We start from the raw sequence: 14,999 nt of genomic DNA, 5'->3' as shown, positions 1-14,999 counted from the left end.
GGAGCGCAAGCAGCGGCGCAGCCGGGAGCGGGCGCAGGCGCGGGAGCGCAAGCAGCGGCGCAGCCGGTACAAGCGCCGCAAGAGGGCGGCAACTTGATCGGGCGCCTTATGAAAACGCTTGGCATCGAACATGAGCATCAGGCGATGAAGCTGCTGGAGCGGACCATGCCGGATGCCCCGCAGTCGGGATTGTTTCACGCATCAGCCGGTGCGCAAGCCGACTTTGCCAAATCGGCGGACACGCTCAAAAGCTTGCTGATGCAGCTGTCGCAGGCTTCCGATGCTCCGCAAGGCTTGAAGGACGCGGCGCAGCAAGCGGTGCAGCAAATTACCGGACAGCAGCTCATGTTAAGCGCCGACCGGAATGCGATGCTTTCTCATCTCACGCTGTTTGTGCCGATCATGCATGCAGGCGGCGAACAGACGGCTGCGGTTCATATTCAATCGCGCAAAGGCAAAAACGGCAGTTTGGATGCCAGCAACTGTCGGCTTGTGTTCGATCTGCGCATGAAAATGCTTGGAGATACCATGGTTGACGTGCAGGTCGTAAACGGCATTGTCAGCCTGCATGTTCATAACGATTTGCCGTATACGCAGGAGCTGCTGGAAGCGCACAAAGAAGAGATTGCGACCGGACTTGCGTCCATCGGCTATCAATTTATATCGATGAAATACAGTCCGTATCCGACGAAAGCCGTTCAGGAGGGCACTGACGCCGTTTCGGCTTTTGGCGAGACTCTTAACCATTCCGGAGCCGGCCGGCTGCCGAACACATACTCGCAAAAACCGTATAAAGGAATGGACATTCGGATATGAAGGAGAAACCAGTCGGGTTAAAAAAAGCGGTGGCCCTGAAGTATGCCCCCGAAATGTCGGACGCCCCGAAGGTTATCGCCAAAGGGAAGGGCAGAATCGCCGAGCGAATTATGGAGAAAGCCAAGGAAAGCGGCGTTCCGATTCAGGAAGACGCATCCCTTGTCGAAGTATTGTCCAAGCTTGATCTGGATCAAGAGATACCGCCGGAGCTCTATAAACTGGTTGCCGAGGTGCTTAGTTATATTTACCGCTCGGATCAACGAGCCAAGGAATGGAGGAACGATGGCCGATGAAGGAAACCCGGCTCAGCCGCAAGGAGCTTGGAGCCCTCGGAGAAGCGGCGGCGGCCGATCATTCGCAGGGGCAAGGATTTAAGCTTCGGGGTCGAAACTGGCGCTGCCGGACCGGCGAAATCGACTTGATTGCCGAGGATCACGGGATTTTGGTTTTTATCGAGGTGAGGACCCGCAGTATTGGCGGGACCTTCGGTACGCCGCAGGAGTCGGTCAATGCGCGCAAGCAGCGGCAGGTGATGGAGACCGCTCAAGTATATATACATATGCAGCGACTCCAGGACAAGCAGGTCCGTTTCGACGTGATCTCGATCCAAACGGACCCGACGGGTGCTGTCCTGGAGCTTGAGCATATCCGCAACGCTTTTTAACCGAAAAGCGGCTGCGGATTTATTTTTTTATCGAGCACCCGATATTGCAGCGCCTCGGCCACATGATCTGCCCGGATCTCGGACTGCCCTTCCAGATCGGCAATCGTGCGCGCGATTTTCAGAATCCGGTCATGCGCACGCACGCTCAAACCGAGCGCTGCAAACGACCGCTCCAGCAGCTGTGAGGAGGGCAGGTCCAGTTTCACATGCTCCCGCAGCTTTTTGCCGTTAAGCTCACTGTTAAACATGATGCCGGCTTCAGCGTATCGGCGCTTTTGGATTTCGTGCGCCCGCTCCACGGCGGCGCGCATTTCGGCAGACGATAAAGGTTGCTGCGACCCGCGTAAGTCCTTATACTCGATTCTCGGCACTTCGACATGCAGATCGATCCGGTCCAGGAGCGGTCCGGAAATTTTCGCGCGATAACGCGATATTTTAAGTGGACTGCATACGCAGCCTTGTTGATCGCTCGCCGCCCCCCAATACCCACAAGGGCACGGATTCATCGAGGAGGCGAGCAGAAAGTGCGCTGGAAAGCGATAAACCGCCCGTGCGCGGCCGATGGTCACGAACCGGTCCTCCATCGGTTGGCGAAGCACTTCCAGGGCAACCCGTGAAAACTCTGGAAGCTCGTCCAGAAAAAGTACGCCGCGATGCGCCAAGCTTACTTCTCCGGGTTTGGGAATGCCCCCGCCGCCCACAAGGCCTCCAGCGGAAATGGTATGGTGGGGCATCCGAAACGGTCGCTCGCGGATAAGCTGCCGCCGGTCGGCGAATTTTCCCGAAGCGCTGTAAATTTTCGTGACGTCTAGCGACTCCGAATCGCTCATGGGCGGCAAAATGGTAGGGAGTCTTTTGGCCAGCATCGTTTTGCCGGTCCCCGGAGGACCGATAAGGATGAAGTTGTGCATGCCAGCCGCACTGATCATGAGCGCCCGCTTGACATGGAGCTGTCCGTTGACGTCCGCGTAATCCTCCTCCGTTTTTCTCGTTTCCCGAGACGCAGCCGTTTTGGGACGGGACGATACCCCGCTTCCTGCTAGAGATCCCATCGACCCGGCATTCAATTCCTCGGCTCCGCCGGCAACAGCCGCTTCCGCATTCCCCTCGGAACGCCGAAATTGACCCAAATGCCGAACGCAGCGAATGTCGCACCCTCCGATCCAAGCGGCTTCCTCCGCATTTTCCGTCGACACGATCACACGAGCTATTCCTTGCTCCCGGGCTGTTGCGATCATCGATAAGACGCCGGGGACCGACCGGACGGAACCGTCCAGCGCAAGCTCCCCGATAATCAACGTATCATTTAGCGCTTCGTCCGGCAGCTGCCCGCTCGTCTTGAGAATGCCGAGGGCGATGGCCAAGTCGAAGGCAGAGCCTTCTTTGCGCAAATCCGCCGGTGCCAAGTTCACCGTGATCCGCTGCAAAGGAAACGTAAAACCGCAATTTTTGATCGCGGCCCGGACACGCTCCATCGATTCTTTGATGGCCACGTCGGGCAGCCCGACGATCATCATTTGCGGCAAACCGTTGCTCAGATCGACCTCGACTTCGACCAGCTTTCCGTCCACGCCATGCAGACAAGCGCTTACCACTTTTCCGTACATAAATAAACACACCTTTCCATGTCGATTCATGGCGAAAGGTGCTTCCTTATCTGCCGTATTCTATTCACTTCCCTGTTATTGTAATATGTCCCCTCGGCCAGCGCAACCTGATCGCACCGTTCCGGGATGTTTCCGGATAAAAAATCAGCAATTGGCAAAAATACTCGATGAGGTGATCATGAGATGCAGGAAAAACCTTACTTTTGTCCGAACTGCCGTTCCAACCGTGTCAAATTCAGCGTAATCTCAAGCTTCTCCCAACCTTTTTTCAAGGACGCGATTTCCGGAACCGTCCAAGAGGTAGCCGAGCCGCAGCGCATCGACGAAACCGAAGCGACTATTCAATGCATGGTGTGCAGCTTTACCGGAAACGAGATGCGTTTCGTAAAGCAAGCGGAGCGGGAGCCTCGGGCGGGGACGCCGACCAATCCGGCTTACTATTAACAGGAACTGCGCGCGGCGCATCTATTTCGGTATGCACAGTATCGGATAGATGCGCTTTTTACATATTTTGCAGCCGTGCATGTTTAATTTTCCAAATAACTATTCTTTTCGACGCTTATAAAAAAGATGTATCAAATCTTAACACGAAATATAAGGAAACCGCTCGAAAAAAGTGGTACAATGATAAAGGTTTGCCGTTTAGGACATGCTAATGTTTGGCAACCGGACTTTATTAGCGAGTGGACTCGTCCCGAGCTTGGGAAGGGTCGATTCCATATAGTAAGTCATTACTGATAGGAGGATTTTGCTAAATGAATATCCATGAGTCTCAAGGCAAAGCAGTGCTGAAACAGTACGGGGTTGCCGTACCGGAAGGAAAAGTGGCTTTCACGGTAGACGAAGCGGTGGAAGCGGCGAAATCGCTGGGTACTCCCGTAGTTGTCGTAAAAGCGCAAATTCACGCCGGCGGCCGCGGTAAAGCGGGCGGTGTCAAAGTTGCCAAGAACGTCGACGAAGTTCGTACATACGCACAGGAAATCTTGGGTAAAGTCCTCGTTACGCATCAAACCGGTCCGGAAGGCAAAGAAGTGAAGCGCCTCCTGATCGAGCAAGGCTGCGATATTAAGAAAGAATATTACATCGGCCTCGTGGTCGACCGCGCTACGGGTCGCGTCGTCATGATGGCTTCCGAAGAAGGCGGAACGGAGATCGAAGAAGTAGCCGCCCACACTCCGGAGAAAATCTTCAAAGAAGTCATCGATCCGGCTGTCGGTCTGCAAGCGTTTCAAGCGCGCAAGCTGGCTTATGCCATCAATATTCCGGGCGAGCTCGTAGGCAAAGCTGTGAAATTCATGACCGCTTTGTACACTGCTTTCGTCGAAAAAGATTGCTCCATCGCCGAAATCAACCCGCTCGTCGTAACTGGCGATGGCAACGTTATGGCGCTTGACGCGAAGCTGAACTTCGACTCCAACGCGCTGTTCCGTCATAAAGACATCCTTGAGCTCCGCGACTTGGACGAAGAGGACGCAAAAGAAATCGAAGCTTCCAAGTTCGACCTGAGCTACATTGCGCTCGACGGCAATATCGGCTGTATGGTTAACGGTGCAGGTCTGGCCATGGCGACCATGGATATCATCAAATACTATGGCGGCGAACCGGCCAACTTCCTCGATGTAGGGGGCGGCGCTACGAAAGAGAAAGTAACCGAAGCGTTCAAAATCATCCTGTCCGACGAGAATGTAAAAGGAATTTTCGTTAACATTTTCGGCGGCATTATGAAGTGCGACATTATCGCTGAAGGCGTTGTAGCTGCGGCGAAGGAATTGGGTCTGGACCGTCCGCTTGTCGTACGTCTGGAAGGCACGAACGTGGATCTCGGCAAAAAGATTTTGAACGAATCCGGCTTGAACATCGTAGCAGCCGATTCAATGGCCGACGGCGCGCAAAAAATCGTAGCGCTGGTGAAGTAACTTCTCTTTCCGAAGCAGCACCTTTCTTCTTCCATACTATTAGAGGATGTGAATTTTAACCATGTCTATTTTGGTTGATAAAAATACGAAGGTCATCACTCAGAACATGACAGGCAAGACAGGCATGTTCCATACGCTGGGCGGCCTGGAGTACGGCACGCAAATGGTAGCTGGCGCTGTTCCGGGCAAAGGCGGCACGAATGTTGATTTTACGCTGGAAAACGGCACGACGGTAACGCTTCCGGTGTACAACACCGTATTGGAAGCGAAAAATGCGACCGGCGCTACCGCTTCGGTGATCTACGTTCCGCCGGCTTTCGCTGCGGATTCGATCATGGAAGCCGTTGACGCTGAGCTCGATCTTGTCATCTGCATCACCGAAGGTATTCCGGTGCTGGATATGATCAAAGTCAGCCGTTATATGGAAGGCAAAAAGACCCGTTTGATCGGGCCGAACTGCCCGGGCGTCATCACTCCGGGCGAGTGCAAAATCGGCATCATGCCGGGCTACATCCATACGCCGGGCCATGTCGGTGTCGTATCCCGAAGCGGAACGCTGACTTACGAAGCGGTACATCAGCTGACGACTCGCGGCATCGGTCAATCGTCTGCCGTAGGAATCGGCGGCGACCCGGTAAAAGGCTCCGAGTTTATCGATATCCTGAAACTGTTCAACGAAGACCCGGATACTTATGCCGTAATCATGATCGGTGAAATCGGCGGTTCCGCAGAAGAAGAAGCGGCAGAGTGGATCGCAGCGAACATGAAGAAGCCGGTTGTCGGCTTCATCGGCGGTCAAACGGCGCCTCCAGGAAAACGGATGGGCCACGCGGGCGCCATCATTTCCGGCGGCAAAGGAACGGCAGCGGAGAAAGTCGCAACGATGGAACGCTGCGGCATCAAAGTAGCGCCGACACCTTCCGAAATGGGCTCCACTCTGGTGAGCGTATTGGAAGAAAAAGGCCTGCTCGAAAAGTGCATCACCAAGAAGTAAGCAGCCTTTTGCATCAATGACGAGATGGCAAGCAGCCTCTCAAATCCGTATGGAGTACGGATTTGAGAGGCTTTTTTAATTTTTGGCTATACCTTACAACTGAAGAAAGTTGTTTCTGACTAAAGGAGTGAGCTATACTATATGGACAACCGAAGCATGCTATTTGCCTTGCATCATATGGAAGGTGTCGGTTCCAGGACGATTGGCCGGCTGATGCGGCATTTTCCGCAGTTATGCGATATCCTTTCGCTCAGCTACGCCGATTGGCTCGAATTCGGCCTGACCCCGGTCCGGGCCGAGCAAATGGTAAGAGGACTCGGCAAGTTAACCGAAGCTCAACTCGCCGCCAAGCGATCCCATTATGAGGAGCTGCATATCGAATGGGTGGTCCTTGGGGATGACGGTTATCCGGCAATGCTTTTGGAGACGGCCGACCCGCCTTGGATTTTGTATTACCGGGGACAACTGGATATCGTAAACCGCCCGTGCATTGCCATGGTCGGCACGCGCACTCCGACAGCTTACGGAAAAATGACGGCCGAGCGTCTGGCTGAATCGTTATCTACAGCGGGCGTATGCGTGGTAAGCGGGCTCGCCCGAGGGATTGACAGCGCCGCCCACGAAGGAGCTTTACGCAGCCAAGGGAGCACCGTAGCCGTGCTGGGCTGCAGTATTGAGACGGTGTACCCGCCCGAAAACAAAACTTTATACCGTAAAATTTCCGATAGCGGGCTGCTTCTTTCCGAATACCCGCTCGGCACAAGGCCGCATCCTGGCTTGTTTCCGCAGCGCAACCGCATTATTGCCGGACTGAGCCTCGGAGTTGTCGTGGTTGAAGCGGCGGTGAAAAGCGGCTCCCTCATCACGGTCGACCAGGCGCTGGAAGCTTCGCGCGACGTGTTTGCCGTTCCCGGCCCCATCTCCTCTCCCAAGAGCGAAGGTACGTTATCCCTGTTGAAGCAGGGCGCCAAGCTGGTAACCGGAGCAGCAGACATATTGGAGGAATACGCAGACCGGATATCCTTGGATCAAAAGGCATACATTATGAATACAACGGAAGCAAAGCCTGTCTTGACTGAAGATGAGCAAAAAATTGTCGACATGCTTCAGATCCGTCCGCTTACGATCGACGAGCTGCTTTTGCAAAGCCAATTTACCTTTGGACATTTGCATTCAGTTCTGATAAATTTACTAATGACGCGCAGGATCGTCGAACTACCGGGTTCGGTGTACGCCGTACCTTGATGGTCATACATATTTCCATTGTCGAAGGGGGCAAGACCCTATGGCCGATTCGTTAGTCATTGTGGAGTCACCCGCAAAAGCCAAAACGATCAGCAAATATTTAGGAAGCAAATATATTGTGAAAGCATCGATGGGGCATATTCGGGATTTGCCGAAGAGCCAGATCGGAGTCGAAGTCAAGAAAAACTTTGAACCGAAATATATTACGATCCGGGGCAAAGGCTCCGTACTTAAAGAGCTTAAAGACGCAAGTAAGCGCGTGAAAAAAGTATATCTCGCAGCGGACCCTGATCGCGAAGGCGAGGCGATTGCTTGGCATTTGGCTCATTATCTTGAGCTTTCCGATCAGGAAGCATGCCGTGTCGTGTTCAACGAGATCACGAAGCAGGCGGTTAAGGATGCTTTCAAGACGCCCCGCAAAATCAATCAGGATCTGGTGAACGCACAGCAGGCCCGGCGCATATTGGACCGGCTGGTAGGCTACAAAATCAGCCCGCTGCTTTGGAAGAAGGTCAAGAAAGGGTTATCCGCCGGCCGGGTACAATCCGTGGCTGTGAAGCTGATCTATGACCGCGAGAATGAGATTAAAGCGTTCGTGCCCGAAGAGTATTGGACCATTACGGCCAAGTTGTCCTCCGGAAAGGCGGATTTTGAAGCGAAGTTTTACTGCTTGGACAGCAAAAAGAAAGAGTTGAAGAACGAAGCGGAAGTGAACGCCGTCCTGGCCGCGATTCAGCAGGCCGATTTTATTGTAAGCGAAGTCAAGGAAAAGGAGCGTCTCCGCAATCCGTCCCCTCCGTTCATTACAAGCTCGCTCCAGCAGGAGGCAGCCCGCAAATTAAACTTTCGCGCGGCCAAGACGATGTCCGTAGCACAGCAATTATATGAAGGAATCGATATCGGCAGCGAAGGTACGGTCGGCTTGATTACGTATATGCGTACCGATTCGACGCGGATTTCCCCTGTCGCCCAGGAAGAAGCGAAAGACTACATCGTGCAAAAATTCGGGGAGTCCTTTTATCCCGAAACGCCGCGCGTCTATACGAAGAAAAATTCGAACACGCAGGACGCGCACGAAGCGATTCGTCCGAGCTCGGTGCTGCGCGAGCCGGATCAGATCAAGGGGCACTTGAGCCGCGATCAATATCGCCTCTATAAGCTCGTCTGGGAGCGCTTCGTTGCGAGCCAGATGGCTTCCGCAGTCCTGGATACGATGACCGTCGATTTAACGGCCGCCAACACGATTTTCCGGGCCGTCGGTTCGAAGGTGAAGTTCCACGGCTTTATGAAGGTGTATGTGGAAGGCAACGACGATGCTGCGGCAGATACCGGGGATGACGATAAACTGCTTCCGCCTCTGAAAGAAGGGGACAAGGTAAAAAAGCAGCAGATCGATCCGAAGCAGCATTTTACGCAGCCTCCGCCGCGTTTTACGGAAGCGCGTTTGGTTAAGGCGTTGGAAGAAATGGGCATCGGACGTCCAAGTACGTACGCTCCGACCCTCGAAACCATCCAAAAGCGCGGTTATGTGGCTATAGAGGAAAAGAAATTTGTGCCGACCGAGCTCGGCGAACTGGTTATTCAGCTGATGATCGAATTTTTTCCGGAAATTCTGGATGTGGATTTTACAGCTCATATGGAAGAGGGGCTGGACCACATCGAGGAAGGGAAAGAGGATTGGGTCCACGTGCTGAGCGAATTTTACGAGTCGTTCGAGAAACGGCTTGAAGTGGCCGAGGAAGAGATGGAGAAGATCGAGATTCAGGACGAGGTTTCCGATGAGATTTGCGAGAAATGCGGCCGTCATTTCGTCTACAAGATGGGACGCTTCGGCAAGTTTCTGGCCTGCTCCGGTTTCCCGGAATGCCGCAACACGAAGCCGATCGTCAAGGATACCGGCGTTACCTGTCCGAATTGCCACGAAGGGAAAATCATCGAACGCCGCAGCAAAAAAGGACGCATCTTCTATGGATGCGACCGCTATCCGGGGTGCGATTTTGTCTCGTGGGATAAACCGGTAGGACACCCGTGTCCGAAGTGCGGCGCGATGCTCATCGAAAAACGAAACAAATCGGGAACGTTCACCCAATGCGTGTCCTGCGACTTTAGAGAAGAAGCGAAAGAAGAGCATGATCAGGACTAACTTGTCATCTGGCTTCATAATAGGAGGAACGGAAGTTGACTGTCTTACCGAAAGTGACTGTCATCGGCGCGGGCTTGGCTGGCAGCGAAGCTGCTTGGCAAATCGCAAGTCAAGGCGTGCCGGTGGTTTTATATGAAATGCGTCCCGTGAAAAAAACGCCTGCGCACATTTCCGATCAATTTGCCGAGCTAGTCTGCAGCAATTCGCTGCGGGCGAACGGATTGACGAATGCGGTGGGCGTATTGAAGGAAGAAATGCGCATCCTGAACTCGTTGATATTGCGCGCAGCCGACAAGCATGCCGTTCCGGCCGGCGGAGCGCTTGCCGTCGACCGGGACGGCTTCTCGGGCGAAGTGACGTCTTTGCTGCGCAACCACCCGCTGATCGAGGTGCGCAACGAGGAGCTGGAGTCGCTTCCCGAAGGAATAGTCGTCGTTGCGACCGGACCGCTGACCTCGCCTGCGCTTTCCAAGCATTTGCAGGAGCTGACGGGCGAGGAGTACTTATACTTCTATGACGCGGCAGCGCCGATAGTGGAAAAAGAATCGATCGACATGAGCAAGGTTTACCTTGCCTCCCGTTATGATAAGGGGGAGGCGGCCTATTTGAACTGCCCGATGACCGAAGAGGAGTTCACGGCGTTCTATGAAGCCTTGATCTCTGCGGAAACGGCGCCGGTGAAGGAGTTTGAAAAAGAGATTTATTTCGAAGGCTGCATGCCGATTGAAGTGATGGCGAAGCGCGGCCGGCAAACCGTCTTATTCGGTCCGATGAAGCCCGTTGGACTGATCAATCCGCATACGGGTGAATTGCCTTTTGCGGTCGTTCAGCTGCGTCAGGATAATGCGGCGGGCACGCTCTATAATTTAGTAGGCTTTCAGACGCATCTGAAGTGGGGCGAACAGAAACGGGTACTTTCCCTTATTCCCGGATTGGAGAACGCGGAGTTTGTCCGGTACGGCGTCATGCACCGCAATACGTTCATCAATTCGCCCAGGCTGCTGCGCCCTACTTATCAGTTCAAAGACCGGGACAGTCTGTTCTTTGCCGGACAGATGACCGGTGTGGAAGGATACGTCGAATCGGCGGCTTCGGGCCTCATTGCAGGCATGAACGCGGCGCGCTACGCCAAAGGGGAGGAGCTGTTCGTGCTGCCTCCGGATACCGCGCTCGGCAGTATGGCGCAATACATCACGACGGCGGATTTCAAACATTTTCAGCCAATGAACGCCAACTTCGGGCTATTCGCGCCGCTGGACGAGAAGATCAAAAACAAGAAGCTGAAGTATGAAAAAATTGCCACGCGTGCAATTGAGAAAATTCAGAATTTTTCACGAAACCTATACAATTCGCCTTGTAAATAAAACATGTACTATGTTACGATAGATCACGAATATAATCCCGCTCCGCCAGTGCGGAGCCTTCGCCAAACTAAGCTTGAAACAGCTTAGTTTTCGTCTTGTAGACAACTAATTTATGCAGTATCGACGAAGTTCCGGAAGCCCGTAGCGAGTTGCTATTGTGGGCGGAAAAGCGCTTAATCCGAAGCTTTCTAGACATTGGAGGAGGAATATCGGGCTCATGGAGCAATTTCATGCCACGACGATTTTTGCCGTCCGCCATCAGGGCAAGGGCGCTATAGCAGGAGACGGACAAGTGACCTTTGGCAACAGCATGGTCATGAAAAATCAAGCTAAAAAAGTGAGAAGATTGTATCGCGGCAACGTCGTAGCCGGGTTTGCCGGTTCGGTCGCCGATGCGATTACATTATTTGAGAAGTTCGAGGCGAAGCTGGAGGAGCACCACGGCAATTTGCAGCGCTCCGCCGTCGAACTGACCAAAGATTGGCGTCAGGATCGTGTGCTGCGCAGGCTGGAAGCGATGATGCTCGTGATGGACCGAAGCGGGCTGCTGCTTTTGTCGGGCAACGGGGAAATCATCGAGCCGGACGACGGCATCCTGGCGATCGGTTCCGGCGGCAACTTTGCGCTCGCCGCCGGCCGGGCGCTGCACCGTTATGCGCCGGAGATGAGCGCGAAGGAAATCGCCCATGCCGCGCTTACGATGGCGGCCGAGATTTGCGTGTTTACGAATCATAATATCATTGTCGAAGAAATCGAATAATCCAGGAGGTTATGACGTTGAAGCAAATAGCCTTAACCCCCAGAGAAATCGTAGCCGAATTGGATAAGTATATCGTCGGACAGAAGCAGGCCAAGAAGTCCGTTGCCGTCGCGCTGCGCAACCGGTACCGCCGGAGCCTGCTCGAAGAATCGCTCCGCGACGAGATCGCACCAAAGAACCTGTTAATGATCGGACCGACGGGCGTCGGCAAGACGGAAATCGCCCGCCGTATGGCAAAGCTGGTGAATGCGCCGTTTATCAAAGTCGAGGCGACCAAATTTACAGAAGTCGGATACGTCGGACGCGATGTCGAGTCGATGGTCCGGGACTTGGTGGAAACGTCGATTCGCATGGTAAAAGCGGAGAAAACCGATAAGCTTAAGGACCGTGCGGAACAAATGGTTCACGACCGGATCGTATCCATCCTTGTACCTAGTCCTTCCAAGCACCGGGGCCAGCGCAATCCGCTGGAAATGCTGTTTGGCCAGCAGAACGCGGGCCATACAGACACGGAGCCGGAAACGGATTCGTCGATTGCGTCCCAGAGGCAGGAAGTTAGGGAACGTCTTCTGCGCGGTGAGCTTGAGAATCAAGTGATCGAAATCGAGGTGGAGGACAGCTCTCCTTCGATGTTCGATATGCTGGCGGGACAGGGCAACGATCAGGCGGGCATGAATATGCAGGAGCTGTTCGGAAGCCTGATGCCGAAGCGGACGAAAAAACGCAAGCTCCCGATCAAAGAAGCGCGCAAAGTGCTGCTGCAAGAGGAAGCCCAAAAGCTGCTGGATATGGACGAAGTGATCCAGGAAGCGGTGAAGCGGGCTGAGCAGGGAGGCATCATTTTCATCGACGAGATCGACAAGATATGCAGCTCCAGCCGCGGAAGTGGGCCTGACGTCTCACGTGAAGGCGTACAGCGGGACATTTTACCTATTGTCGAAGGATCGACTGTGATGACCAAATACGGCCCTGTAAAAACGGATTATATCCTGTTTGTGGCGGCCGGAGCATTCCATATCGCGAAACCATCGGATTTGATTCCTGAACTTCAGGGGCGGTTTCCGATCCGGGTCGAGCTGAGTAGTTTATCGGAGCAGGACTTTGTGCTCATATTGAAAGAGCCGAAGAATGCGCTGACCAAACAATATACGGCACTGTTGGAAACAGAAGGGATTCGTGTCGAATTTTCCGACGAAGCGATTCTGGAAATTGCCCGGATTGCCGCCGACGTGAATCAGAATACCGACAACATCGGCGCCCGCCGTTTGCATACCGTTTTGGAGAAGCTGCTGGAGGATTTGTCCTTTGAAGCGCCGGAAATCACGCTTGAGCAAATCGTAATCTCACCGGAGTATGTCAGGGAAAAGCTGTCCGGTATCGTGCAGAACCGGGATCTCAGCCAGTACATTTTGTAATCGTCAACTTTGGAGGCAAGACAAATGACACTTTTGATGAAAACCAGAAGGCTGAATAAACTGCTGCAAAAGGAAGCGGGGAACCCGGTCAGTTTTATGGATATGGCCGCGGTGCTGAGCGATATTTTGCAGGCGGATATATTTGTCGTCAGTCGGAGAGGAAAGGTGCTGGGGAGCGCGTTCACAACGCCCGTATTCGAGGCCGGCGTGAACGAAACGGTACTGCAGGAAAACCGGTTTCCGTCCGAATATAACCGGCTTTTGCTCAAGGTGGAGGAGACGTCCTCCAATTTAGAGGCAGGCAGCGATTTCGATATTTTTCGACAAATTTCAACTGATTCAGGTTTTTACATGACGATTGTCCCGATTATCGGCGGTGGCGAACGATTGGGAACGCTTGTTCTCACGAAAAGCAACGGCATGTTTATCGACGACGATTTGATTTTGGCGGAATATGGTTCTACGGTTGTGGCGATGGAAATTTTGCGCGAAAAGGCAGAGAAGATTGAGATCGAAGCCCGCGGGAAAGCGGTCGTTCAGGTGGCGGTCGGTTCGTTATCCTTCAGCGAGCTGGAAGCGGTCGAACATATTTTCGAGCAGCTCGAAGGATCGGAAAGCCTCCTTGTGGCCAGCAAAATCGCGGATCGCGTAGGGATTACCCGTTCGGTGATTGTCAATGCCCTGCGCAAGCTGGAAAGCGCCGGTGTCATTGAAACGCGTTCGCTTGGCATGAAGGGAACGTACATTCGTATTTTGAACGATCAATTGATGGCCGGTATCCAAAACATGAAAGCATAGCTAGCATTCTCAAAAACGTGAAATATTTAACATTATGAGCTCTATATGCAAATATAGGGCTTTTTTCATATTGTATTCATTTCCAAGATCTCTCAATATAGATGTAGTTCTCTTTTACTACAATTTCCGACAAACTGCTTTGTATTTTTTTTATGTTTAGATGTCGAAGGAAGGAGGATATTACGTTATCTTGTTGAATAACTAGATTCAGTATCATCCTTGGAAAGTGGGAGTCAACGCATGAATATTTTAAACAAGCCCTCATTTCAAACGCTGGAGCGTGCCCTTGACGCCGCTGCACTCAGGCAGAAAGTGATTGCAGACAATGTGGCAAATGTCGACACGCCCTTTTTCAAACGGTCGGATGTTCGTTTTGAAGAACTGCTGCAGCAGGAAATGAGCGGAGCCGGAATTGAAGGGTATCGGACCGACCCGAGACATTTTTATATCGGCCGCCCGCCAAAGCCGGAACCGCAAATCGTTCGTGACAACCAGTCCATGGTTAACAACAACTTGAATAACGTCGATATCGATTACGAAATGGCGCTCATGGCCAAAAACCAACTTCGATACAACGTCATGGTCCAGCAAGTCAGCGGTGAAATCAAAAAAATCAGAACAGCTATCGGCGGGAGAGTGTAACGAATGAGACTTACAAACGGATTTGACATCAGTTCTTCCGCATTAACAGCACAGCGCTTCCGGATGGACGTTATTTCGTCCAACATCGCCAATGCGGACTCGACAAGAGCACAGATGGTGAACGGCAAATGGGTTCCGTATCATCGCAAACTGGTGTCTTTCGAACCAAAACAGCAAAATTTCGCCGAGTCGTTTGCCAATGCCATGTCCGGTAAAAATTCGGGTGCCGGGAACGGCGTACGGGTAACTCAAGTGATCGACGATCCTTCTCCTTTTAGGCAGCATTACGACCCGACGCATCCGGATGCGGACGAGAACGGCATGGTACTTTTGCCCAATGTCAGGCCTGTTGATTAACCACTAAATGGTAGAAAAAAGATCGCCTTTGCTGTAGAATCGTTTGTACCACCAAGCGATTCGAGAAAGAGGCGATCTCATGAAAAATTGTATCACGATTCCATCCGTTCTTCAATCCATTCTGAGTCTTGAAGAAGTCAAATCAATTGTGCAAATGATAGGTTATGAAGACAAAGCCCGTAAGTTTACGGTATATGACTTGTTGCAATATTGGTGCACGGCTGCCCATCAACAATGGGAGGGTTACCGGGCAGGGGTTGACTGCGCTCATTCCTGCG

The 14,999-nt window shown here is 52.8% G+C and carries 14 protein-coding genes and 2 pseudogenes; 15 read left to right on the top strand and 1 reads right to left on the bottom strand.

Going from position 1 to position 14,999, the window contains the following annotated elements; translation table 11 throughout:
• From BLO51_RS21100 to BLO51_RS21090, 3 genes and pseudogenes are all read left to right on the top strand, one after another.
• A pseudogene (locus BLO51_RS21100) lies at positions 1-816 on the top strand (hypothetical protein); the annotation flags it as partial.
• The gene (locus tag BLO51_RS21095; protein ID WP_090674988.1) at positions 813-1,109 is read left to right on the top strand and encodes an EscU/YscU/HrcU family type III secretion system export apparatus switch protein; all 297 of its coding nucleotides are present in this window, start codon (positions 813-815) and stop codon (positions 1,107-1,109) included. The pseudogene BLO51_RS21100 and the gene BLO51_RS21095, both read left to right, overlap by 4 nt.
• Complete coding sequence (locus BLO51_RS21090; protein ID WP_245719761.1) at positions 1,088-1,480, top strand: YraN family protein; 393 nt, start codon at positions 1,088-1,090, stop codon at positions 1,478-1,480. The genes BLO51_RS21095 and BLO51_RS21090 overlap by 22 nt, the downstream gene beginning before the upstream one ends.
• On the opposite strand, the gene BLO51_RS21085 is transcribed toward BLO51_RS21090, so the two are convergent.
• Positions 1,477-3,087, bottom strand: coding sequence for a YifB family Mg chelatase-like AAA ATPase (locus tag BLO51_RS21085; RefSeq protein ID WP_090674984.1), 1,611 nt, complete (start codon positions 3,085-3,087; stop codon positions 1,477-1,479). The genes BLO51_RS21090 and BLO51_RS21085 overlap by 4 nt on opposite strands.
• 183 nt (positions 3,088-3,270) lie before the next feature.
• Between BLO51_RS21085 and BLO51_RS21080 the strand changes: the two genes are divergently transcribed.
• From BLO51_RS21080 to BLO51_RS29860, 12 genes and pseudogenes are all read left to right on the top strand, one after another.
• Positions 3,271-3,531, top strand: coding sequence for a hypothetical protein (locus BLO51_RS21080; protein ID WP_090674983.1), 261 nt, complete (start codon positions 3,271-3,273; stop codon positions 3,529-3,531).
• 311 nt (positions 3,532-3,842) lie between these two features.
• The gene (sucC, locus tag BLO51_RS21075; protein WP_090674981.1) at positions 3,843-5,003 is read left to right on the top strand and encodes an ADP-forming succinate--CoA ligase subunit beta; all 1,161 of its coding nucleotides are present in this window, start codon (positions 3,843-3,845) and stop codon (positions 5,001-5,003) included.
• A gap of 61 nt (positions 5,004-5,064) precedes the next feature.
• The gene (gene sucD / locus BLO51_RS21070; RefSeq protein ID WP_090674980.1) at positions 5,065-5,997 is read left to right on the top strand and encodes a succinate--CoA ligase subunit alpha; all 933 of its coding nucleotides are present in this window, start codon (positions 5,065-5,067) and stop codon (positions 5,995-5,997) included.
• Between the two features lie 141 nt (positions 5,998-6,138).
• Positions 6,139-7,242: a DNA-processing protein DprA gene (dprA, locus tag BLO51_RS21065; RefSeq protein ID WP_090674978.1), complete on the top strand. Its 1,104-nt coding sequence runs from the start codon at positions 6,139-6,141 to the stop codon at positions 7,240-7,242.
• A 40-nt stretch (positions 7,243-7,282) separates the two neighbouring features.
• Positions 7,283-9,385 carry a type I DNA topoisomerase gene (gene topA / locus BLO51_RS21060; RefSeq protein ID WP_090674977.1) on the top strand — a complete coding sequence of 701 codons (2,103 nt, stop codon included), beginning with the start codon at positions 7,283-7,285 and terminating at the stop codon, positions 9,383-9,385.
• Between the two features lie 35 nt (positions 9,386-9,420).
• Positions 9,421-10,749 (top strand): FADH(2)-oxidizing methylenetetrahydrofolate--tRNA-(uracil(54)-C(5))-methyltransferase TrmFO, encoded by a 1,329-nt coding sequence (trmFO, locus tag BLO51_RS21055; RefSeq protein WP_090674975.1) that lies wholly within the window; start codon positions 9,421-9,423, stop codon positions 10,747-10,749.
• Between the two features lie 217 nt (positions 10,750-10,966).
• Positions 10,967-11,509, top strand: coding sequence for an ATP-dependent protease subunit HslV (gene hslV, locus BLO51_RS21050; protein WP_090674974.1), 543 nt, complete (start codon positions 10,967-10,969; stop codon positions 11,507-11,509).
• 11 nt (positions 11,510-11,520) lie between these two features.
• On the top strand, positions 11,521-12,924 hold the full coding sequence (gene hslU, locus BLO51_RS21045) for an ATP-dependent protease ATPase subunit HslU (protein WP_174551290.1): 1,404 nt from the start codon (positions 11,521-11,523) through the stop codon (positions 12,922-12,924).
• Between the two features lie 24 nt (positions 12,925-12,948).
• Positions 12,949-13,722 (top strand): GTP-sensing pleiotropic transcriptional regulator CodY, encoded by a 774-nt coding sequence (codY, locus tag BLO51_RS21040; protein ID WP_090674972.1) that lies wholly within the window; start codon positions 12,949-12,951, stop codon positions 13,720-13,722.
• Between the two features lie 240 nt (positions 13,723-13,962).
• Entirely contained in the window at positions 13,963-14,364 is a 402-nt protein-coding gene (gene flgB, locus BLO51_RS21035) for a flagellar basal body rod protein FlgB (RefSeq protein ID WP_090674970.1), read from the top strand.
• 3 nt (positions 14,365-14,367) lie between these two features.
• Complete coding sequence (gene flgC / locus BLO51_RS21030) at positions 14,368-14,721, top strand: flagellar basal body rod protein FlgC (RefSeq protein WP_245719760.1); 354 nt, start codon at positions 14,368-14,370, stop codon at positions 14,719-14,721.
• A 79-nt stretch (positions 14,722-14,800) separates the two neighbouring features.
• A pseudogene (locus tag BLO51_RS29860) lies at positions 14,801-14,999 on the top strand (IS4 family transposase); the annotation flags it as partial.

The sequence above is a fragment of the Paenibacillus tianmuensis genome (genome assembly GCF_900100345.1).
GTDB lineage: Bacteria > Bacillota > Bacilli > Paenibacillales > NBRC-103111 > Paenibacillus_G > Paenibacillus_G tianmuensis.
Note: the sequence above shows the minus strand (reverse complement) of the source record. Positions and strands in the feature narration are given on the sequence as shown.